Consider the following 21,550-nt stretch of genomic DNA (forward strand, 5'->3'; position numbering starts at 1 on the left):
CGCGCTTGCCGGTCCCGTGGCCGGCAAAGCACAAGGAGCGGCATGGCTGCACTGGACCGGATCGGCTGTCATCGCTGCGGGCGCGTTCGCCTGCATGCCGATGCGCCATGTCCGGCCTGCGGTGCGGCGCCTGCTGCGGGAGCGGCGGTGGCGGGCGCGAGCGAGCCCTTCGTCGGGCGCCGCGGCGAATTGCAGCTGGCGCACGATGCGCTCGGCGGGGCGCTGGCCGGGCGCGGCCGCGTCGTCATGCTGAGCGGCGAGGCCGGCATCGGCAAGACGCGGCTCGCCCAGGAGGTGGCGACGCTGGCCCTGCGGCGCGGCATGCTGACCCTGTGGGGCCGCTGCCTCGAGGAACCCGGCGCGCCGCCCTTCCTGCCGTGGACCCGCGCGATGCAAGCCTGCCTGCGTGCCTGCCGCGACGAGCGCCTGCCCGCGCTGCTCGGGCGCGAGGCCGCCGCGGCGGTCGAGATCGCGCCCGAGCTTGCCGGGCGGCTGCCCCCCGGCACCGCGCTGCCGGCGATCGGCGAGGGCGACCAGGCACGCTTCCGGCTGTTTGCCTCGATCACGCATTTCTGGCGCCAGGTGGCGACGCTGCGTCCGCTGCTGCTGATCCTGGACAACCTGCACTGGGCCGACGCCTCGTCGCTGCGGCTGCTGGCCTTCATCGCCCAGGACGTCGGCGAATCCCGCATCCTGCTGCTCGGCTCCTACCGCGAGGCCGGCCTGTCGCGCCAGCATCCGCTGGCTGCCACCCTGGCCGAGCTGCTGAACACCCGGCAGTTCTGCCGCCTGCCGCTGCAAGGGCTGAGCCTCGAGGAAACCGAGCGGATGGTGGCCGCGGCCAGCGCCGTGACGCCGCCGCCCGCCGTGATCGCGACCATGCATCGCCGCACCGAGGGCAATCCGCTGTACCTGGTCGAGACGCTGCGCTTCCTGCAGCAGGGCCCCTGCGGCAACGACCCGCACGCCGCCGCGGCGCGGGCCGAGACCGTGCCGAGCGGCATCCGCGCGGTGATCGGCCAGCGGCTCAACCAGCTGTCGGCGCCGTGCTGCGAACTGCTCGCGATCGCCGCGTGCATCGGCCGCGACTTCGACTTGCCGCTGCTGGCAGAGCTGGCCGGCGCCGGCAGCGAGGCCGCGTTGCTGGGCAGGCTCGACGAGGCGCTGGCGCAGCGCGTCATCGAGGCCGTGCCGCCCGGGCCGCAGTACCAGTTCAGCCACGTGCTGATCCGCGAGGTGCTCTATGACGAGCTGCCCGCGGCGCGCCGCGTCGCGCTGCACGGGCGCATCGCCGAGTCGCTCGAGGCGCGCCACGCCGGGCGGCTCGACGCGGTGCTGGCGCAGCTCGCCTACCATGCGGCCGCGGCCCTGCCCGCGGGCAACGCGGCGCGCGCGCTGGACATCGCGCAGCAGGCCGCCGCGCGCGCCGTGGCGCTGATGGCGCACGAAGAAGCCCTGCGCTGCTACCGCCTCGCGCTGCAGTTGCAGGAGCGCTGGCTGCCGGCCGAGCGCGCGCGACATGGCGCGCTGCTGCTGGCGCTCGGTGCGGTGCAGATGCATGCCGGCGAGAACGATGCCAGTGCCGCCACCTTCCTGGAAGCGGCCACGCTGGCGCGCGCGCTCGGCGACGCGGACCTGTTCGCGCAGGCGGCGCTCGGCTTCGAGAACAACGGCTGGCGCATCAGCCACCCGGGCGAGCAGGCGGCGGCGCTGCTCGAAGAGGCGCTGGCGCCGTCAGACGGTTTCGACGCCGCGCTGCGGGTCGACCTGCTGGCCGCGCTGTGCCGCGCCTGCATCTTCTGCGGCCGCCAGCCGCAGGCCAACGCGGCGCAGCACCAGGCCGTTGCGCTGGCGCGCGAACTGGCGATGCCGCACCCGCTGTTCAAGGCGCTGGCGGCAATCCTGCCGGCGCGCGCCGATCCCACCCAGCTCGACGAGCGCCTGCGCTGCGCGCGCGAGGCACTCGAAGTGGCCGAGCGTGCCGGCCACATGGAGTGGGTCGACGCGCTGACCGGCTGGTACTTCGGCGACCTGGTCGAGAAGGGCGAACTCGCCGCGGCGCGCCCGCTGGCCCAGGTCCATACGCGGGTGGCGGATGCCATCCGCCAGCCCTTCATGCAGGCCATGGGGCTGGCCAGCCTCACGCTGCTCGCAGCCTACGAGGGCCGCTTCGCGGATGCCGAGCGGCTGGCCGGCCAGACCTTCACGATCGGGCAGCGCTTCCTGCCCGGCAACGCACAGGGCGCCTACAGCCTGCAGATCTTCGTGCTGCGGCGGCACCAGGGCCGCCTTGGCGAGGTGCTGCCGGTGCTGCGCGGCCTGGTCGGCAGCGTGCCGCGCGACAGCCTCTGGCAGCCCGGCCTCGCACTGATCTGCGCCGAGCTCGACCTGCACGAGCCGGCCCGCGAGGCCTACGAGGCACTCGCGGCCGACGGCTTTGCCGGCATTGCGCGCGACGGCATGTGGCTGACCAACACCGTCTTTGCGGCCGAGGTCTGCGCCCGCCTCGGCGACCGGCCGCGCGCGGCGCTGCTGTACCGGCTGCTCGCGCCTTACGCCGGCCGCAACGTGGTGACCGGCACCAACATTGCCTGCTTCGGCGCCGTGGACCGCTACCGCGGCATGCTCGCCGCACTGGCCGGCGACGATGCGAACGCCGCGGTGCATCTGGAAGCCGCCGTTGCCCTGGACGAGCGCTGCGGCGGCCGCCCCTGGCTGGCGTACAGCCGCTTCGAGTGGGCGCGCTGGCTGGCCGCGCGCGGCGATGCAGCGGCCGCGGGCACGCAGCTCGATGCGGCACTCGCGCTCGACCGCGAACTGGGCATGGCCAGCCTGGCGCGGCGCTGCGAGGCGCTGCAGCGCGAACTGGCAGGCGCCGGCGCGATGCCGTCCGCGTCCCCCGAGGGCCTGAGCCGGCGCGAGCTTGCCGTGCTGCGGCTGCTCTGCGCCGGCTGCAGCAACCAGGCGATCGCCGAGCGCCTGTTCATCAGCCCACACACGGTGGCGCACCACGTGCGCCACATCCTCTCCAAGACCGACTGCCGCAGCCGCACCGAAGCCGCGGCCTGGGCGCACCGCCACCGCGTCGCCGAGGGCCTGGAGCCATCCTGATCGCCGGGGCGGACCGGCGCGAAATGGTCAATTCGGGCGATGCGCGGCCGCGCGCCCAGGCCTAACTTCGGTTCTCGGGCTCGGCGCCGCCGGGCCCCTCAACCCGAAGGAGTGCGCCCCATGCCTGCAACCCTGTACGAACGACTTGGTGGAGAGGAGCGCATCCAGCGGCTCGTCACCGACGTCGTCGAGAACCACTACTCCAACCCGCTCATCCGTTCGCGCTTTGCGAACAGCAACCGCGCCGAGGTCGAGCGTCATGTGGTCGAGTTCCTCTGCTCCGGCAGCGGCGGCCCGCAGTGCTACACCGGCAAGGACCTGGTGTCGGCCCACAAGGGCATGAACATCAGCGAGCAGGAACTGGTCGCCGCAATGGACGACATCGTCGCGGCCATGACCAAGAACGGCTACGACCAGGCCGAGAAGAACGAGGTGGTCGCGATCCTCTATTCGCTCAAGGGCGACGTGGTGCGGCTGTAGACGCAGCCGCAGCTCTCGCTCGCGCCCCGGCGGCGCTTCGCCGGTGACACGGAAGGAAAGGAAGCTCACCATGACACGCCAGCCATTTGCCGCCTGGGCGATCGGCGCCGCCCTGATCGCGGGCATCGCCACCAGCTGGGCCCAGTCCGGCGATCACCGGATGGTCTCGCCCGCCGACCTCAAATGGGCCGATGTTCCCTCGCTGCCGCCCGGCGCGAAGCTCGCGGTGATCGAAGGCCCGATGAGCGAGGCCGTGCCTTTCACGGTGCGCCTCAAGGTGCCGGCCAATTACCGGATTCCGTCGCACTGGCATCCGGCCGTCGAGCGGGTGACCGTGCTCTCGGGCACCTTCCACATGGGCCTGGGCGACAAGCTCGACATGCAGAAGTCGATGCCGGTGGTTGCGGGCGGCATGATGATCCTGCAGCCCAAGACGCCGCACTTCGCCTGGACCAGCGAGGAAACGGTGGTGCAACTGCACGGCACCGGCCCCTGGGGCGTGACCTACGTCAATCCGGCGGACGACCCGCGGGCGAAATGAACTTCAGGCCGACAGGAGGTCGGCCGGCAGCGGCGGCGGGCGCAGCTCGCCGACCTCGACCACCACATCGGCCGGCAGTCCGTTGCGCCGTGCCGCCTCGCGGATCGGCTCGATGCCGGGGGCTTCGTACAGGCAGTAGGTCTTCTTCTTGTCGGCGCTGAGGAACGAATACAGCCAGCGCACGCCGACGTCGTCGTTGACGCGGATGATGCCGGCCGCGGCCTCGGGCGAGACCTCGAGTTGATCCGCAAAATTGCGCTCGATCAGGTAGAGAGGCATGGCGGCTCCTTCGTCGTGAGGAAGTGCCATCGTAGTACGGCGGGCCGCAAAAACCTAAGATGTGCCCTTCATGGACACATCCCCCGACAACCCGGCGCGCCCGCGGATCTACCTTGCCGGCCCCGATGTCTTTCGCCCGGACGCCAGGGAGCACTTCGTGCGGCTCGCGGCGGCCTGCGACGCGCTGGGGCTGGCGGCCCTGCTGCCGGCCGACGGCAACGAGGAGCCGGCTGCACAGGCGCCGGAAATGCAGATCTTCCAGGCCAACATGCAGCGCCTTCGCGGCGCCGACGGCGTGGTGGCCAACCTCGCGTGCTTCCGCGGCCTGGAGCCCGATTCGGGCACGGTGTTCGAGGTGGGCGCCGCGGTGGCGCTGCAGATCCCGGTCGTGGCCTACGGCGTGTCCGCGGGCAGCTATGCCGACCGCGCCAGGGAGGCGCTGCAATGCGCGCCCGATGCGGCCGGGGTGCTGCGCGAGAGCGGCAGCGGCATCGCGGTGGAGGACTTCGGGCAGCCGCTGAACCTCATGCTGGCCTGCTCGATCCACATCGCGCCGACGCCGGAAGCGGCGCTGCAGAAGATGGCGGAACTGCTCGCCGCACCGGCGCGCTGAGCCGCCCGGGGAAGGGCGCCGCGGCTACTTCGCCGCCACCTGTTCCACCGGTGCCACCAGGTGCTCAAGCATGCGCCGCGCGTTGAGCGGCAGTTCCTGCGACGAGCGCACGCACGCCATCAGCGTGCGCTCGGCCCAGGCGTCGCCGAGCGCGGCGCGCGCGATCTTCATCGAGCGGGCGCAGCGTTCGGCCGCCGTCTGCGGCACGATGCCCACGCCGATGCCATGCGCCACCATGCGGCACACGGCCTCGAAGTTGCCCACGCGCACGCGGTAGGCCAGGTGCTTGCCGAGCGCGCGGGCATGCTGCGTGAGCAGCAGCTGCAGCGCGCTGTCGGCGGGCAGGCCGACGAATTCGCTGTCGATCACCTCGGCCAGCATCACGCGCCGGCGCCCGGCCAGCGCATGGCCGCGCGGCATCACCAGCACCAGGTCGTCGCGGCGGAACGGATGGCATTCGAGGCCCTCGGTGTCGATGGCGTCCGAGACGATGCCGATGTCGCAGCGGCCGCCGCGCAGTGCATCGACGGTGTCGGGGCTGGGGCGCTCCTCGAGGTCGACCGAGATGCGCGGATGCTGCATGAGAAAGCGGCTCAGCACCTCGGGCAGGTGCTCGGTCAGCGCCGAGGTGCCGCACATGAGCCGCACATGGCCCTTGAGGCCCTGGCCGTACTCGCCGAGCTCGCCGCGCAGGCGCTCCATCTGCTGCAGCACGACGCGCGCATGGTGCAGCAGCGTGCGGCCGGCCTCGGTCGGGCGCACGCCCTGCGCATGGCGCGTGAGCAGCGGGCTGCCGAGGGCGTCTTCCATGCCGCGCACGCGCTGGCTGGCCGAGGCGAGCGTCATGTGCGAGCGTGCCGCGCCGGCCGTGAGGCTGCCGGCCTCGACCACATGGAGGAAAAGCCGCAGGTCGGTGAGATCGAATCGCATGGTGAGGCCGCAAGGTAGCACGGGAGCCTCAGCCTGTGCCTGAGGCCGGCTGCGCGAATGCCGCATTTCCAGGCGCGGCCGTGGCCGGCAGACTGCGCCGCCATGACGATTTCGAATGATCTTGCAGAACTGGCAACGGGCCACTGGGCGGCGGCCACCCTGGTGTTTCTGCTGGCCGGCGTGGTCAAGGGCGTGATCGGGCTCGGGCTGCCGACGGTGTCGATGGCGCTGCTTGCGCTCTGGATGCCGCCGGTGCGCGCGGCGGCGCTGCTGATCGCGCCGTCGCTCGTCACCAACCTCTGGCAGACCGGGCCGCGCGCGAGCTTCTGGCCGGTGCTGCGCCGCATCGGCGGCATGCAGGCGGGCATCGTGGCGGGCACCCTGGGCGGCGCACTGTGGCTCGGCGTGCCGGCGGGCGAAGGGGCCTCGGTGGCGCTGGGCGTGGCGCTGGTGGCTTACGCGCTCTGGGGCCTCACGGGACGGCAGCTGCAGGTGCCCGCGGCGCATGAGCGCTGGCTCGGGCCGGTGGTGGGCGCCGCCACCGGGTTGGTGACGGCGGTGACCGGCGTGTTCGTGGTGCCGGCCGTGCCCTATCTGCAGGCCCTGGGCTTCCAGCGCGATGCGCTGATCCAGGCGATGGGCATTTCGTTCACCACCTCGACCGTGGTGCTTGCCATCGGGCTCGCGGGCAACGGCGGCTATCCGGTGGCGGCGGTGGGGGGATCGCTCGCCATGCTGGTGCCGGCCCTCGGCGGCATGGCGATCGGCACCTGGCTGCGCAAGCGGCTGCCGGTGGCGGTGTTCAGGCGCTGTTTCCTGGCCGGGCTGGCGCTGCTGGGGCTCTACATGGTGGTTCGCGCGCTGGCGTGAGCCCGAAGCACCTGGCGACGAGCCCTACGCTGCGAGCAGGGCCGCGCGCACGCGCTCGATGGCCTGCCGGTAGGGCAGGGTGAAGCTGCTGATGTCGTCGCCGCCCGCGAGCCAGCTGAACGAGAACACCAGGCCGTCTTCCTCGGGGCTGCCCATGGCCACGTGGTCGAAGGTTTCGGGCAGCGGACCATCGGCGCGCATCAGGAACAGGTGCCACAGCTGGGGGTGGCGCAGCGTATTGCCTTCGATGCCGGCTTCGCAGTCGCGCTGCAGGGTGCCGAGCGGCTGCAGCTCGCCGACGTGGTCGATGCCCGATTCCTCCAGCAGCTCGCGCCGCACCGCCACCTCGGGCGATTCGCCGGGCTCGACGGTGCCCTTGGGCAGCTGCATGTTGCCGTCGCCGGGGTGGCGGAACACCAGCAGCCGGCCCCTGGCGTCGACCAGGCAGGCGCAGGCCTTCAGGATCGGGCTGGTGCGGCCGCTGCTGCTGTCGTTCATCAGGCGTTGTTCGCGAGGGCGGCCTTGACGGCGGCGCTCACCTGGCCCATGTCGGCCTTGCCCGCGAGGCGGGTCTTGACCGCGCCCATCACCTTGCCCATGTCGCCGGGGCCCTTGGCGCCCAGTTCGGCCACGATGGCCTTCACTTCGGCGGCCACTTCGTCGGCGCTCATGCGCTGCGGCAGGTAGACCTCGAGCACCTTGATCTCGGCCGATTCCTTGTCGGCCAGGTCGGCGCGGCCGCCGGTGGTGAACGCGGCGATCGAGTCCTTGCGCTGCTTGACCATCTTGTCGACGATGGCAACGACCATGGCATCGTCGAGCTCCACGCGCTCGTCGACTTCCTTCTGCTTGAGCGCGGCCAGCAGCAGGCGGATGGTGCCCAGGCGCTCCGAGTCCTTGGCGCGCATGGCGGTCTTCATGTCTTCGGTGATCTGTTCTTTGAGTGTCATTCGGCACAACCTTTCGGAAAAAACAAAAGCCGCGGCAGGTTTCCCTGGCGCGGCTGGGGCAACGGGGCTGGCGGCGACTTTCGTCGGCGGCCGGGCCCGGGTGTTGCTTAGTACAGCTTCTTGGGCAGCTGCATGCTGCGCACGCGCTTGTAGTGGCGCTTGACGGCGGCTGCCTTCTTGCGCTTGCGCTCGGCGGTCGGCTTTTCGTAGAACTCGCGGGCACGCAGGTCGGTCAGCAGGCCGAGCTTTTCGATGGTGCGCTTGAAGCGGCGCAGGGCGACGTCGAAAGGCTCGTTTTCTTTAACGCGGATGGTGGTCATTGATGAATCGTTGAACTGAATTTGGCCTGGGGAGATCGAGGCCCCAAGCCGGGGTTCCTCAACTGAAAATTTTTGCGGCCGTTGAGGGAAGGCCAGAAGTTAGCCCGCGAGTATAGCACTCCGCGAGGCCTCGCGCGCCTCGCGGCCTTTTCAGAAGGAGGTGGCGCAGGCGTGCGCGCTGGCCCAGGCCCACTGGAAGTTGTATCCGCCCAGCCAGCCCGTCACATCGACCACTTCGCCGATGAAATACAGGCCCGGCTGCTTCGATTCCATGGTCTGGGAGGACAGGTCGCGGGTGTCGACGCCGCCGGCCGTGACTTCGGCCTTCTTGTAGCCCTCGGTGCCGCTGGGGGTGATCTGCCAGCGGGCAATGCGCTCCGCCAGGGCGGCCAGCGCCTTGTCGGCCGCCTCGTTGACAGGCCGCTGCAGCGCCGGATCCTGCCCGACCCAGGCATCCGCCAGCCGGGAGGGCACCAGCGCGGCCAGCTCGTTGGCGATGCGCTTCTTCGAGCGCAGCTTGGCTTCGCCCAGGGCCTCGGCCACGTCCACGCCCGGCGCGAAGTCGAGCGTGAGCGGGCTGCCGGGCTTCCAGTAGCTCGAAATCTGCAGCACCGCTGGGCCCGACAGGCCGCGGTGGGTGAACAGCAGGTCCTCGAGGAAGGCCATCTTTTCCTTCCTGGCGCCGGTCTCGATGCGCACCGGCAGCGCCAGCCCGGCCAGTTCGGCATACGGTGCCCAGGCCTCGCCGCCGAAGGTCAGCGGCACCAGCGCCGGGCGCGGCGTGACGACGCGCAGGCCGAACTGCTCGGCCAGGCGGTAGCCGAAGTCGCTGGCGCCGATCTGCGGAATCGACAGGCCGCCGGTGGCGACCACCAGCCTGGGCGTCTCGATGGGACCCCGGGTGCTATCGATCCGGTAGCTGCCTGCGCCCGATGCGCCGTCGCCGGCGGCCGAGAACACGATCTTTCCGAGCTTGCACGGCTGCCAGCGCGTGACGCCGCCGGCCTCGCACTCCGCCAGCAGCATGTCGATGATCTGCTGCGAGGAGCCGTCGCAGAACAGCTGGCCCTTGTGCTTTTCGTGATACGCAATGCCGTGCTTGTGCACCAGGTCGATGAACTGCTGCGGCGCATAGCGCGACAGCGCCGAGCGGCAGAAATTCGGGTTGTCGCCGATGAAGTGGCGCTGCGGCGCGCGCACGTCGAGGTCGCGGTTGGTGAAGTTGGCGCGGCCGCCGCCCGAGATGCGGATTTTTTCCGCGATCTTTTCGCTGTGGTCGACCAGCAGCACCTTGAGCCCGCGCTGGCCGGCCAGGCCCGCGCAGAACAGCCCGGCCGCGCCCGCGCCAACCACCACCACGTCGAAATGAGAAGGAGCGCTCAAGCCGGTCAGGGTCCATCGGCCGCCAGCAGCGGCGGCGCGTTGTACTTGAGGTGGCCCACGTAGCGCAGCGGCTGCGTGGCGGCAATCGAGGGCACATCGCCCTCGCGCATGTGCAGCAGGTCGGCCGGGCTGACCCAGCGCGGGTCGGCGTCGGTGATCGGCAGGCCGGCCTGGCGGTAGGCCTCGAGCACGAACTGCGAGCAGAAGAACTGGTCGTCGCGGCTCGCGCCCAGCTGCACCATGGCCATGCCGCTGATGCAGTAGTGGCTCACGGCGGAGGGAATGAGCGGCAGCTCGCACAGGCGCCGGTTCAGCACGAAGGGCGCATTCAGCAGCACGCCGGTGGTGTTGTAGCGGATGCCCACCTGCGAGTTGGCCCAGGCGCGCAGTTTCCGGGCCCCCGAGTCATCGAGCCCGGGCACGCGGAAGGCCACGACCATCTGCTCCTCGTCCACCACGTCGGCCAGCGGCCGCGCGCGCACGCCGCTGCCGACCGCCTCGGCGATCAGGCCGTCGCCCAGGTAGAGCACGGCATGGCTCACGGGCGAGAAGGTGCCCAGCCGGATGCCGAAGGAATTGACCGTGGCGATGGAGGTCAGCAGGATGTCGCCGGGCTGCAGCGCATCGGCGGCAATGAGCTCGCCGCCGTTGCCGGGCGCGATGACCGAGCTCTGCACGCGCAGGCGCAGCCCCGCGTCCTTGGACGGCAGGTCGACGCGGGTGGCGCAGGCCGACAGCAGCAGCAGCAGCGATGCGCAAGCGGCAAGCGCCGCCGCGCGGAGATGGCGCCGCGCCATCATCCCTTCCAGACGAAAGGAAACTTCAACTGCTTGAAGAAGCCGTTGGGCACGTAGTCGCCGAGCACGCCGTATTTCTCGGGCCAGAGCTTGGTGCTTTTCACGGCGGTGCCGAAGAGATAGTCGAGAAAGGCGTAGTGCGCCGAATAGTTCTTGTCGAGCGCTTCCACGTCCTGGCTGTGGTGCCAGTGGTGGAAGTTGGGCGTGACGATGATGTAGCGCAGCGGCCCGAGCCGCACGCTCACGTTGCAGTGGTTGAACACCGCCTGGAAGCCCACCACCACGATGTACGCGTCGATCACTTCCTTGGAAAAGCCCAGCACATAGATCGGCGCCAGCACCAGCGTGCGCGTGATCAGCAGCTCGAGGATGTGCTGGCGCGAGCCGGCCATCCAGTCCATGCTCTTCACGCTGTGGTGCACCGCATGCAGGCGCCACAGCACCGGCACCTCGTGGTAGGCGCGATGGGTCCAGTACTGCACCAGGTCGGCCACCAGGACGATCAGCAGCAGCCCGGCCCAGAACGGCAGGTTGCCCACCCAGCCGCGCACGCCGTCGTTGGCGGCCCAGCCGAAGAACTTGTGCACCATCAGGTTGGTGGCCAGCAGCACGAAGCCCACGATCATGTGGTTGACCACGAAATGGTGGAAGTCGGTCTGCCATTCGGCGCGGAACACCGGCTGGTCCTTGCGCAGCGCAAACAGCTTCTCGATGAAGATGAAGATCAGCGAGGAGCCCAGCAGATCCAGGATGAACCAGTCCAGGCCGATGTAGGGCGTGTTGTCGGCAAAGTCGTTCACCGGCACCTTGTGCCCGCCCAGCAGCGCGGCCGCGGCCACCAGCAGGAAGGCGGCCGAAGACAGCCAGCGCGAGCGGTTGAAGATGATGTTCACCAGCGCCAGCCCGCCCGAGACCACCATGGCCGCCAGCAGGATGAAGCGCATCACGTCGACGTTGTAGCTCTTGCGCAGCTCGGGCGTCGTGAGGTACTGCGGAAAGTGGAAGGCCAGCACGCCAAGGAAGCACAGGATGCCCAGGCTCAGGGCGATGGTTCCGGTGACGAGGCCGCGGCCGCGCTGCAGCTCGCCATGGTTCTGTGTGAATTCGTTGAGTTTGTCGATGTCCAGCATGCCCGCCTCTCTCTCTTTTGCTTGCGCTTTTGTTGGAGCGCGATTTTAGGCGGCTGTAGGAAAACGCTCACGTCGACCAAAAGGTCTAGACGCGGCCGCCGGTCTCCGGTATCAGCGCGGCCGGACCGCGCGCCGGCGCAGCAGCGCGGCCGTGCCCAGCGCCACGGCCATGACCAGCAGCGAAACGACGGTGGTCACCGTGCCCAGCGCATAGATGGAAGGCGTCGTGACGGTCGAGGTCAGGCCCTGCAGCTCGAGCGGCAGCGTGTTGACGTCGCCGATGGCTTGCGAGGTGCGGGCGATCTCGTCCCACGACAGCGTGAATCCGAACATGCCGATGCCGACGATCGACGGCCCGATCAGCGGCAGCACCACGAAGCGGAAGGCCTGCCACGGCGTGGCGCCGAGGTCGCGCGCGGCTTCCTCGTAGGCCGGGTTGAAGCGGTTGAACACCGCGAACATGATGAGCAGGCCAAAGGGCAGGGTCCAGGTCAGGTGGGCGCCGAGCGCGGAGCTGAAGAGGCCGAGCGCGGTGCCGTAGCCTTCGAGCAGGGTGGTGGCGTCCATTGCCGTGAGCAGGCTCTTGATGCCGGTGTCGAGCAGCCGGAACTGCAGGCCGATGCCGAGCGAGATGATGATCGACGGCATGATGAGGCTCGCCACGGTCACGAAGAAGAGGGCGTTGCTGCCCTTGAGCTTCTTGCGGAACGCGAGCCCGGCGAGCACCGACAGCACCACGGTGAAGCCCATGACCACGGCGCCCAGCGCCAGCGAGCGCCGGAAGGCCGCGCCGATGTCGACGGTGCCCAGGCCTTCGGCCAGCTTGTGGAACCAGTGCAGAGAGACGCCGCGCAAGGGGAAGGTCAGCCCGCCTTCGGGGCCCTGGAAGCTCAGGATGAAGATCGTGATCATCGGGCCGTAGAGGAACAGCACGAAGAGGGCGAACACGATCGCCAAGGGCCAGAAGCCGGGGGCGCGTTGTTCTCCGATGCGTTGGCTCATCTGTGTTTTTCTTTCGGGGGGCTGTTGTTCAGGGCGCTGTCGTTCAGGGCGCGTGCACAGATCACCGGGTACTCCCCTCCGCGAATGTCCCCCGGCCTGCGGCCTCCTCCTTGATTTCGCTGCGGGGAGCACCCGATGCTCTGTGCACGAGGGCACGCTCGTTGTGCACCGCTGATCAACCACCGCTCTTTGCAACGCTTCCGTCGATGGGGTGCCTTGCGCAGCGAAATAAAGGAGGAGCGCGAAGCGCGGGGGACATTCGCGGAGCAAGGTACCCCGTCGGCGGGAGCGCGCCCTGAACAACGAAACCCGAATCGAACAAAAGAGCCCAAGTTCACCCTAAAGCTCCTTGCGAATATCAACCAGCCGCGTGAGCCCCCAGATGATCATCAGCACCACCGCCAGCAGGATCACCGCGTTGGCCGCGGCCAGCGGAAACTGCAGGTACGAGGTCTGTACCTGGATGATCTTGCCGATCGATGCGATCTGCTGCCCGCCCATCACGCCGATGGTGACGAAGTCGCCCATCACTATCGTGATGACGAAGATCGAGCCGATCAGGATGCCGGTGCGCGACAGCGGCACCACCACGTTCCAGAGCGTCTGCCAGCCCGAGGCGCCCGCATCGCTCGCGGCTTCGAGCAGCGAGCGGTCGATGCGCATCATGCTGTTGAAGATCGGCACGATCATGAACATCGTGTAGAGGTGCACGAAGGCGAGCACCACCGAGAAATTGGAGAACAGCAGCCACTCGACCGGCTGATTGACCACGCCCGGGCCCATCAGTGCCTGGTTCACCAGCCCGTTGCGGCCCAGCAGCGGCACCCACGAGATCATGCGGATCACGTTGGAAGTCCAGAACGGCACCGTGCACAGCACGAACAGCGCCGTCTGCATGCCCGGCGAGCGGACGTGGAATGCAAGGAAGTAGGCCACCGAAAAGCCGACCACCAGCGTGATGCCCCACACCAGCAGGCAGAACTTGAAGGTGCTCAGGTAGGTGTTGAGCGTGACGCACAGGTCGCCGTTGTCGGTGAGATGCGAACAGCCCTCGAACAGGCTCAGGTAGTTGCGCAGCGTGACCGCGGGGATCAGCTCGTACTCGTTGAAGTTCCACAGGCTGACCATCGCGACCAGCGCCAGCGGAACCAGGAAGAACAGCAGGAACACCAGCGCGAACGGCGCCGCCTGCCACCATGCCTTGACGGCGTGGACGGACGGGCTGGGCGCATGCGCGCTGGCGGTGGGGGCGCTCACGGGGTCAGGCGGCGACGAACTCGTTCCACTTTCTGACCATGTACTCGTTCTCGTCCATCACCGCGTTCCAGCAGGCGATGCCGCCCATGCGCTGCTCGTAGCTGCCGCCGTCGCGCACCGCGCCGGCCTTGGCGATCACGTCGCCCTGCGGGCTCTTGATGTCCTGCGCCGCGGGCTTGCCTTCCATCCAGTAGGCCCACTCGTAGGCTTCCATCTTGGTCTTGGCGGTGTCGAGCACGGCGCTGTAGTAGCCCTGGCGGTTGAGGTAGGCGCCGGCCCAGCCATCGAGGAACCAGTTGATGAACTCATAGGCGCCGTCGAGCTTCTTGCCCGAGAGCGTGGCCGGCAGCCCGAAGCCCGAGGCCCAGGCGCGATAGCCTTCCTTGAGCGGCTGGAACGTGCAGTCGATGCCCTTGCCGCGCACGGCCGTGACCGCGGGCGACCACATCGACTGGATCACCACCTCGCCCGAGGCCATCAGGTTCACCGATTCGTTGAAGTCCTTCCACAGCGCGCGGAACTGGCCGGCCTTCTTGGCTTCGATCAGGGTCTTGATCGTGAGGTCGATCTCGGCCTTGGTCATGTTGCCCTTGTCGGCGTACTTGTGGATGCCCTTGGCCTCCACCACCATCGCGGCGTCCATGATGCCGATCGACGGAATGTTCAGGATCGCGGCCTTGCCCTTGAATTCCGGATTGAGCAGTTCGGCCCAGGAGCCGATGGGGCGCTTGATCAGGTCGGGGCGGATGCCCAGCGTGTCGGCGTTGTAGGTGGTCGGGATCAGCGACATGAACTGGGTGGGCGACTTGGCAAAGGCCTTGCTCTTCTCGCCTTCGAGATAGATCACCTTGATGGGCGCCGTGCCCTGGTCGCCGACCTTCTTGCCGCCCACTTCGCCCTTGGTGAAGAGCGAGGTGATCTTGCCGGCGTTCTTCACGCGCTTGGTGTCGATGCCCTTCAAGTTGCCGGTGGGCACGATCTTCTTGAGCGAGAAGAACTCGGTGTCGATCAGGTCGAAGCTGTTGGGCGCGGTGACGGCGCGCTTGGTCACGTCGTCGGTGGTCACGGCCACGTACTGGATCTCGATGCCGGTGTCGGCCTTGAACTTCTCGGCAATGGCCTTGTCCTGGTTCACCGCCGTGCCCAGGTATCGCAGCACGATCTTTTCCTGCGCATGCACGAAGGGCGCAATGCCCGTGGCCAGGATGCCGGCGGTGCCTTGCAGCAGGGTGCGACGCTGGAGGCCGGCGGACGAGTCGATGGGGTCGGTCATGGAAGAGTCTCCGTGGAAGAAAAAAGCAGGGGAGGGAACGTGAAAAAAAGCAAACGGAAATGCAGGCAATGCATGAGCGGCCGCGCGCTCACAGCGGCATGCTCGCGAGCGCGGCCAGGTCGTCGCGTGCGGGGCGACTGCCGCTCGCGGCCGGCACCGGCACGCGCTCGGCGGGCGGCTTGGCGCCGGGGCCGAGCACGCGCGCATCGGCTTCGGCCCAGGACAGGCGCACCGCATCGCCCGGCGCATGGGGGCTGGCAAGAAAGGCGGCTTCGCCCAGCAGCACCGAGACGCTGCCGCGGCCGGGCGCGGCGTCCTGCAGCGCGAGGCCGAGCAGCACGTAGGTGCCCTGGTATTCGACGTCGGTGACCGTGGCGGCCAAGCCGCCGGCTGCATCGCCGCGGGCGATCCGCATGTGGTCGTTGCGCACGGCGACCTGGCCGGCGGGCGTGTCGAACACGTTGTGGCCGCCCATGAAGCGCGCCACGAATTCGCTCGCCGGATGGTTGTAGACCTGGTGCGGCGAGCCGACCTGCTCGATCACGCCGTGGTTCATGACCACCATGGTGTCGGCCAGCGCCATCGCTTCTTCCTGCGAGTGCGTGACGTGCACGAAGGTCAGCCCCAGTTCCTTCTGCCAGCGGCGCAGTTCGGCGCGCATCTGGATACGCAGGAACGGATCGAGCGCCGACAGCGGTTCGTCGAGCAGCAGCACGCGCGGCTCGGTGATGAGCGCGCGCGCGAGCGCCACGCGCTGCTGCTGGCCGCCGGAGAGTTCGCCGGGCTTGCGCTCGGCCAGGTGGCCCATTGCCACGCGCTCGAGCAGTTCGCGTGCGCGCTTCTGGCGCTCGGCCTTGCCGACGCCCTTCATCTTGAGGCTGAAGGCCACGTTGTCCAGCGCCGAAAGATGCGGGAACAGCGCGAAGCTCTGGAACATCATCGCGGTGCCGCGCGCCGCCGCGGGCAGGTTGGTGATGTTGCGGTTGTCCAGCAGGATGTCGCCGCTCGTGACCGACTCATGGCCCGCGATCATGCGCAGCGTGGTGCTCTTGCCGCAGCCCGACGGGCCCAGCAGGCAGCAGTAGCTGCCGCTCGCGATGCGCAGGTCGATCTGGTCGACGGCGGCGGGCGTGCCCGCGGCATAGCGCTTGCTGAGCGCGACGACCTCGACGGCGGCGGGCGGGGGCGCGATGGCGGCGGCGCTCATCGAGGGGCCCGGGGGGCGAAAAATGATCGGAAGGCGAGCATGCTGGCGTTAAGCACGCTCCATGCCACGTCGGTGGCTTGCGGCCCGAGGCACCGCGCGTGCGGTGCCCGGCGGCCCCCGCCGCGGAACCCCGGAAGCCTAGGTGCCGAAGCGGTTCGCGTCGGCCGGCAGCGTCGCCGCGGCCAGTCCGCGCAGCACGTCGCCCACCACGATCACCGCGGGGCTCGCGATGCCGGCTTCGGCAATGCCGGCCTGCAGCTTGCCGAGCGTGGTCGCCACGTGGCGCTGGTGCGGCAAGCTCGCGTGCTGCACCACGGCCACGGGCGTGTCGCCGGGCAGGCCGTGCAGCAGTTCGCGTTCGATGTGGCCGGCGCCCGCCACGCCCATGTAGATCACGAGCGTGAGCCGCGCGCTGTGCGCGGTGGCGGCCAGGGCGCGCCAGTCGGTCGGGTCTTCGGCCGCGCCGGCGCCGGTCTTGGCATGGCCCGTGACGAACACCACGCCCTGCGCATGGTCGCGGTGCGTGAGCGGCACGCCCAGCGAGGTGACGGCCGCGAGGCCGGCCGTGATGCCGTTGACCACCGTGCATTCGATGCCGGCTTCGCGCAGGTGCTCGACCTCTTCGCCGCCGCGGCCGAAGATGAAGGGGTCGCCGCCCTTGAGCCGGACCACGGTCTCGCCTTCGCGCACCGCGGTGATCATGAGCCGCTCGATGAAGGCCTGCGGCGTGCTCTTGCAGCCGCCGCGCTTGCCCACGTGCACGATGCGCGCATCGGGCCGCGCATACGAGGCCAGGATGCTGTCGCTCACGAGGTCGTCCACCAGCAGCACCGTGGCGGCCTGGATCGCCTTGACGGCCTTGAGGGTCAGCAGTTCGGGGTCGCCGGGGCCGGCGCCCACCAGCGTGCAGCTGCCGGCGGTGGATGAAGAAGTGGCTTTGTTCATGCGTGGGATGCCAGTTGCGTGATGTGCCTCACCTGCGTTGCGATGGCCTCCGGCACGGGAAGCTCGCCATCGAGCACACGCCGCGTGTACGCGGCCGTGGTCGCGACGTCGATCTCCTTCGGCAGGCCCGGCACTTCGCTTGCCGTGCCGCTTTCCTGGGCCTGCAGTTCGCTGCGCACGCCGCGCACGAAGCCGTCGATCTGCGCAGTGCGGCGCGGGTCGGACACCACTTCGCCTTCGAGGCCGCGCGAGAGCAGGGCGGTCATGCCCATGAGCTCGAAGGTTTCGCCCATGGTGCGCGCGTATTCCGGATGCGTGTAGCTTGCCACGATCACGCAGGGGCCGGTGGTCGGCTGCATCAGCTTGACCACGCTGTGGCCAGGGTTGCGTAGGCCCACCACGCGGCGCACGTCGAGCAGCCGCTTGAGCGCGGGGTTGAGCAGCTCGGTCGGCGCAAAGCCCACCTCGCCCGAAGGAATCTTGCGGATGGCGGGCAGCGCGGGCACGTCCAGCGCCTCCAGCACGTTCGACGCCAGCACGCGCGAGGTTTCGGTGGCGCTGCCGTGCACCAGCACCGGCAGGCCTTCGCGCGCCAGCAGCAGCGCCAGCAGCGGCGTGAGCACCGGCAGCCGGCGCGCGCCGTTGTAGCTTGGCAGCACGATGAGCGGGCGGTCGGCCGCGGGCAGGCGGTTGAGCCTGGCATGCGTGGCATCGAGGAAACCCGCCATCTCCTCGGGCGTTTCGCCCTTGATGCGCATGGCAAGGCAGAAGCCGCCGATCTCCAGGTCGGTGACGGTGCCGTCCAGCACCTGGCCGAACAGGTCGGCGGCCTGTTCGCGCGTGAGCGGCTTGGCGCCTCGCGCGCCGCGGCCGATTTCCTTGATGTATTGGCTGATTCCCATGGGTGCGCCGATTGTCCCGCAATGCTTATGCCGGAATGCAAGTCGGCTTATGCACCCTCGGCCACGGTCTCGGCGGGCGTTGCGCGCACCATGCGCTTGAGCTCGGGCAGGCAGGAGCCGCAGTTGGTGCCGCATTTGAGCGCACCCTGCAGCGCGGCCAGGCGCTCGTCGGGCGTGCCGGTGCAGCGGCCCAGTTCGGCCTGGATCGCCAGGTCGGTCACGTTGAAGCAGGTGCAGACCGGATGTCCGCGCGACTGCACCGCCACCGGCGCGCGCGCGCCCGGCGACAGCAGCAGCCGGCCGTAGCTCTGCGCCGGAATCTCCTCGCGCAGCAGGGTGCCGATCCAGGCCTCGGCGCTGGTGTCGCCGCCCAGCAGGAAGGCTTCGAGGCCGGCGTTGCCGTCGGCGCGCCGCACCAGCCGCGCCACGCGGCGCTGGCCGCGCCGGCGGTCGGCGTAGCGCAGGGCATCGCTGCCGCGCAGGCCGAGCAGGCCTTCGATGCGGTCGATGGTTTCGTCGGCCGGCGCATCGTGCGCGGCGGCGCGGAACAGGATGCCGCTGCGTTCCTCGCCCGGCGTGTTGCCCGAGAACGGCACGCAGGTGGCAAACGGAAACATCGCCATCATCGGCTTGAGCGCCTGGTGCGCGGCCAGCGCCGCGTCGGGCGGCAGCCAGGCCATGGCCAGGAGCGACCAGGGCAGCTCGGCCTTGAGGATCTTGACCGGCGTGTGCTTGAGCTCGGGCTGCTTCGAGGTGGGGCAGTAGGCCGAGGTGGTCAGCGCATTGATGCCCGCGAGCGGCGTGCCGGTCGACGAGCAGCCGCTCAGGTATTCCTCGCCCCAGTGCATGGCGACGAAGGCCTGGCTCAGGCCGATCTCGGCGCTGGCCTGCACAGGCATCAGGATCGAGCCGCGCTTGGAGGTCAGGTGCACGAGGTCGCCGTCCTTCAGCTGGCGGCGCGCCATGTCCTGCGCATTCATCTGCACGAGCGGCTCGGCCACGTGGCCGAACAGGCGGCCGACGGTGCCGGTGCGGCTCATGCCGTGCCACTGGTCACGCAGGCGCCCCGTGTTGAGCGAGAACGGATAGCGCGCCTCGCGCGCCTCGGCCACCGGCTTGTAGACGGTGTCGACAAAGCGCGCGCGGCCGTCCGGCGTGGGGAAGATGCCGTCTTCGTAGAGGCGTGCGCGGCCGGTGGCCTCGCCTTCCTTCAGCGGCCATTGCTGCGGTCCCGCGCTGTCGAGCATCGCGTAGCTCATGCCGGTGATGTCGAGGTCGCGGCCGCGCGTGGATTCGCGGTGCTCGTTCCAGACCGACTCGGCGGTCTCGTAGGGAAACAGCGTGGGCGTGGCGCCGAGCCGCTGTTCGAGCCGGCGCGCGAAGTCCACGGCAATCGACCAGTCGTGCCGTGCCTCGCCGGGCGCCGCCACCGCGGGGCGCACGCGCGAGATGCGGCGCTCGCTGTTGGTCACGGTGCCTTCCTTCTCGCCCCAGGTGGTTGCGGGCAGCAGCAGGTCGGCGAAGGCGCAGGTGGCGGTGGTCGAAAAGGCTTCCTGCACCACCACGAACTCGGCGCGCTCGAGGGCGCGGCGCACCGTGGCCTGGTCGGGCATCGACTGGGCAGGGTTGGTGCAGGCGATCCACAGCGCGCGGATCTCGCCGTCGGCCGCGGCCTGGAACATCTCGACCGCGGTCTTGCCGGGCTTTTCGGGCACCGAGGGCACATTCCACAGCGCCGCCACTTCGGCCCGGTGCGCGGGATTGGCCAGGTCGCGGTGCGCGCTCAAGAGGTTGGCCAGGCCGCCCACTTCGCGCCCGCCCATCGCATTGGGCTGGCCCGTGAGCGAGAACGGGCCGGCGCCGGGCTTGCCGATCTGGCCGGTGGCCAGGTGCAGGTTGATCAGCGCCGCGTTCTTGGCGGTGCCGCTCGACGACTGGTTGAGGCCCTGGCAATAGAGGCTCAGCGTGGCCGGCGAGGTCGCGAACAGGCGCGCCGCGGCGAGCAGGTCTTCTTTCGAGATGCCGCAGATCTGCGCCACCTTGTCGGGCGTGCATTCGCGCACCGTGGTCTTCAATGCATCGAAGCCGCTGGTGTGGGCGGCGATGTAGCCGTTGTCGGTCCAGCCTTCCCACAGCATCAGGTGCAGCATGCCGTTGAACAGCATGACGTCGGTGCCTGGCTGGATCGGCAGGAACAGGTCGGCGATCTCGACCGTGTCGGTGCGGCGCGGATCGGCCACGATGATCTTGAGCCCCGGGTTCGCGGCCTTCGCATCCTCGATACGCCGGAACAGGATCGGATGCGCCCACGCGGCGTTGCTGCCCACGATGAAAAGGCATTGCGCATGCTTGAGGTCGTCGTAGCAGGCGGGCGGCGCATCGGCGCCCAGCGTCTGCTTGTAGCCGGCCACCGCGCTGCTCATGCACAGGCGCGAGTTGGTGTCGATGTTGTTGGTGCCGATGAGGCCCTTGGCGAGCTTGTTGAAGACGTAGTAGTCCTCCGTGAGCAGCTGGCCCGAGACATAGAAGCCCACGGCGTCGGGGCCGTGGTCGCGAATGACCTGGGCGAACTTGTCCGTCGCCATGTCGAGCGCGCCGTCCCAGCCGATGGCTTCGGGCGTGGCGCCGCGCTCGGCGCGCCGCATCGGCTGCAGCAGCCGCGTCTGCCGCGTCACCGTGGCTGTCGCCGTGAGGTGCAGCGTCGAGCCCTTGGTGCACAGGCGCCCGAAATTCGCGGGGTGATCGGGGTCGCCGCGCACGCCGGTGATCTGGGCGCCATCGGATTCGATGACGACGCCGCAGCCGACGCCGCAATAGGGGCAGGTGGAGCGAGTCTCAGCCATGGATCGATGCCTCTGTTTCGCGTCTAGCTGCCGTGCGGCGCCTGCACGTCGAAGGTCTCGTCGCCCAGCTTGCCGGCCGTGGCGGCGCCGGGGCCGGCGCGCGGCGGTGCCAGGTCGAGGGCATGCGTCTTCAGTTCGACCATGCTCATCATGACCTGGCCGTCTTCAAGCTTCACCGCAAACCTCGGCGTACACCCCTCATCCGGCGACTTGGCACACCCATCGTCCAGCCCGATGGCCCAGTTGTGCAACGGACACGCCACGCTGGTGCCGAACACGATGCCCTGGCTCAAGGGCCCGCCCTTGTGCGGACAGCGGTCCAGCAGCGCGAACACCTGGTCCTCGGCATTGCGGAACACCGCCACGTCCACGCCCACCGGCCGTGCCACGCGGCGCGCCCCCAGCACCGGGATGTCCTCGACCCGGCAGATCACCTGCCACTCGTTGCCGCTGTTGTTGGGGTTGCTGTTGTTGTTGCTCATTTGCTGTTGCTCCTCGTCTTCAGGCCGCCTGGCTCGCCTTGTCATCCACCACCGCCACCGGCGTGAACTGCCGCACGTCCACCGACGCCTGGCTCGACTCGAACCACGGATCGGGCTCCCCATCCAGCGCGAACTGCAGCCGCTCCCACAGCGCCTTGCGGCCTTCGGTGTCCTCCAGGATCTTCTTCTTCACATGGTCCAGCCCCACCCGCCCGATGTAGTGCACCGTGCGCTC

General features: G+C 69.4%; 22 protein-coding genes. 5 read left to right on the forward strand and 17 right to left on the reverse strand.

Annotated features, from left to right (window positions below; translation table 11 throughout):
• Positions 1–42 precede the first annotated feature (42 nt).
• The 3 genes from AC1DSC_RS20040 (at position 43) to AC1DSC_RS20050 (ending at position 4,132) form a co-directional block, all read left to right on the forward strand.
• Positions 43–3,111, forward strand: coding sequence for a helix-turn-helix transcriptional regulator (locus AC1DSC_RS20040; protein ID WP_012748644.1), 3,069 nt, complete (start codon positions 43–45; stop codon positions 3,109–3,111).
• Between the two features lie 120 nt (positions 3,112–3,231).
• The gene (locus AC1DSC_RS20045; RefSeq protein ID WP_012748643.1) at positions 3,232–3,591 is read left to right on the forward strand and encodes a group I truncated hemoglobin; all 360 of its coding nucleotides are present in this window, start codon (positions 3,232–3,234) and stop codon (positions 3,589–3,591) included.
• A gap of 70 nt (positions 3,592–3,661) precedes the next feature.
• The gene (locus AC1DSC_RS20050; RefSeq protein WP_012748642.1) at positions 3,662–4,132 is read left to right on the forward strand and encodes a cupin domain-containing protein; all 471 of its coding nucleotides are present in this window, start codon (positions 3,662–3,664) and stop codon (positions 4,130–4,132) included.
• 3 nt (positions 4,133–4,135) lie between these two features.
• Here the strand turns inward: AC1DSC_RS20050 and AC1DSC_RS20055 are convergent, their stop codons facing one another.
• Entirely contained in the window at positions 4,136–4,411 is a 276-nt protein-coding gene (locus tag AC1DSC_RS20055) for a DUF4242 domain-containing protein (protein ID WP_012748641.1), read from the reverse strand.
• A 70-nt stretch (positions 4,412–4,481) separates the two neighbouring features.
• On the opposite strand from AC1DSC_RS20055, the gene AC1DSC_RS20060 reads away from it, so the two are divergent.
• Positions 4,482–5,024, forward strand: coding sequence for a nucleoside 2-deoxyribosyltransferase (locus tag AC1DSC_RS20060; RefSeq protein ID WP_012748640.1), 543 nt, complete (start codon positions 4,482–4,484; stop codon positions 5,022–5,024).
• Between the two features lie 24 nt (positions 5,025–5,048).
• On the opposite strand, the gene AC1DSC_RS20065 is transcribed toward AC1DSC_RS20060, so the two are convergent.
• A complete protein-coding gene (locus tag AC1DSC_RS20065; protein ID WP_012748639.1) occupies positions 5,049–5,954 on the reverse strand; it encodes a LysR family transcriptional regulator in 906 nt (301 codons plus the stop codon).
• A 102-nt stretch (positions 5,955–6,056) separates the two neighbouring features.
• Between AC1DSC_RS20065 and AC1DSC_RS20070 the strand changes: the two genes are divergently transcribed.
• Positions 6,057–6,824 carry a sulfite exporter TauE/SafE family protein gene (locus AC1DSC_RS20070; protein ID WP_208856264.1) on the forward strand — a complete coding sequence of 256 codons (768 nt, stop codon included), beginning with the start codon at positions 6,057–6,059 and terminating at the stop codon, positions 6,822–6,824.
• Positions 6,825–6,848: 24 nt separating this feature from the next.
• Here AC1DSC_RS20070 and AC1DSC_RS20075 read toward each other — a convergent pair whose 3' ends face one another.
• From AC1DSC_RS20075 to AC1DSC_RS20145, 15 genes are all read right to left on the reverse strand, one after another.
• A complete protein-coding gene (locus AC1DSC_RS20075) occupies positions 6,849–7,322 on the reverse strand; it encodes an NUDIX domain-containing protein (protein ID WP_012748637.1) in 474 nt (157 codons plus the stop codon).
• Complete coding sequence (locus tag AC1DSC_RS20080; protein ID WP_012748636.1) at positions 7,322–7,774, reverse strand: GatB/YqeY domain-containing protein; 453 nt, start codon at positions 7,772–7,774, stop codon at positions 7,322–7,324. The genes AC1DSC_RS20075 and AC1DSC_RS20080 overlap by 1 nt, the downstream gene beginning before the upstream one ends.
• A gap of 107 nt (positions 7,775–7,881) precedes the next feature.
• Positions 7,882–8,094 (reverse strand): 30S ribosomal protein S21, encoded by a 213-nt coding sequence (gene rpsU, locus AC1DSC_RS20085; RefSeq protein ID WP_007833691.1) that lies wholly within the window; start codon positions 8,092–8,094, stop codon positions 7,882–7,884.
• Positions 8,095–8,244: 150 nt separating this feature from the next.
• Positions 8,245–9,477: a BaiN/RdsA family NAD(P)/FAD-dependent oxidoreductase gene (locus AC1DSC_RS20090; protein WP_041945532.1), complete on the reverse strand. Its 1,233-nt coding sequence runs from the start codon at positions 9,475–9,477 to the stop codon at positions 8,245–8,247.
• A gap of 5 nt (positions 9,478–9,482) precedes the next feature.
• Positions 9,483–10,274, reverse strand: a complete 792-nt coding sequence (locus tag AC1DSC_RS20095) for a YaeF family permuted papain-like enzyme (protein ID WP_012748634.1) — start codon at positions 10,272–10,274, stop codon at positions 9,483–9,485.
• Entirely contained in the window at positions 10,274–11,404 is a 1,131-nt protein-coding gene (locus AC1DSC_RS20100; protein WP_012748633.1) for a sterol desaturase family protein, read from the reverse strand. The genes AC1DSC_RS20095 and AC1DSC_RS20100 overlap by 1 nt, the downstream gene beginning before the upstream one ends.
• Positions 11,405–11,515: 111 nt before the next feature.
• On the reverse strand, positions 11,516–12,406 hold the full coding sequence (locus tag AC1DSC_RS20105; RefSeq protein ID WP_012748632.1) for an ABC transporter permease: 891 nt from the start codon (positions 12,404–12,406) through the stop codon (positions 11,516–11,518).
• 339 nt (positions 12,407–12,745) lie between these two features.
• Positions 12,746–13,663: an ABC transporter permease gene (locus AC1DSC_RS20110; protein ID WP_012748631.1), complete on the reverse strand. Its 918-nt coding sequence runs from the start codon at positions 13,661–13,663 to the stop codon at positions 12,746–12,748.
• Positions 13,664–13,667: 4 nt separating this feature from the next.
• Positions 13,668–14,936: an ABC transporter substrate-binding protein gene (locus tag AC1DSC_RS20115; RefSeq protein ID WP_012748630.1), complete on the reverse strand. Its 1,269-nt coding sequence runs from the start codon at positions 14,934–14,936 to the stop codon at positions 13,668–13,670.
• Between the two features lie 88 nt (positions 14,937–15,024).
• On the reverse strand, positions 15,025–16,143 hold the full coding sequence (locus AC1DSC_RS20120) for an ABC transporter ATP-binding protein (protein ID WP_012748629.1): 1,119 nt from the start codon (positions 16,141–16,143) through the stop codon (positions 15,025–15,027).
• Positions 16,144–16,281: 138 nt separating this feature from the next.
• A complete protein-coding gene (gene cobA / locus AC1DSC_RS20125) occupies positions 16,282–17,088 on the reverse strand; it encodes a uroporphyrinogen-III C-methyltransferase (protein ID WP_012748628.1) in 807 nt (268 codons plus the stop codon).
• Entirely contained in the window at positions 17,085–17,990 is a 906-nt protein-coding gene (ybiB, locus tag AC1DSC_RS20130; RefSeq protein ID WP_012748627.1) for a DNA-binding protein YbiB, read from the reverse strand. Before ybiB ends, cobA begins: the two co-directional genes overlap by 4 nt.
• Before the next feature lie 47 nt (positions 17,991–18,037).
• The gene (locus AC1DSC_RS20135; protein WP_012748626.1) at positions 18,038–20,833 is read right to left on the reverse strand and encodes a nitrate reductase; all 2,796 of its coding nucleotides are present in this window, start codon (positions 20,831–20,833) and stop codon (positions 18,038–18,040) included.
• Between the two features lie 23 nt (positions 20,834–20,856).
• Positions 20,857–21,315 (reverse strand): nitrite reductase small subunit NirD, encoded by a 459-nt coding sequence (gene nirD / locus AC1DSC_RS20140; RefSeq protein WP_012748625.1) that lies wholly within the window; start codon positions 21,313–21,315, stop codon positions 20,857–20,859.
• A 19-nt stretch (positions 21,316–21,334) separates the two neighbouring features.
• On the reverse strand, positions 21,335–21,550 hold a 216-nt coding region (locus tag AC1DSC_RS20145; RefSeq protein WP_478131910.1), incomplete at its 5' end, for a hypothetical protein.

It is taken from the genome of Variovorax sp. 01N425, from assembly GCF_056399465.1.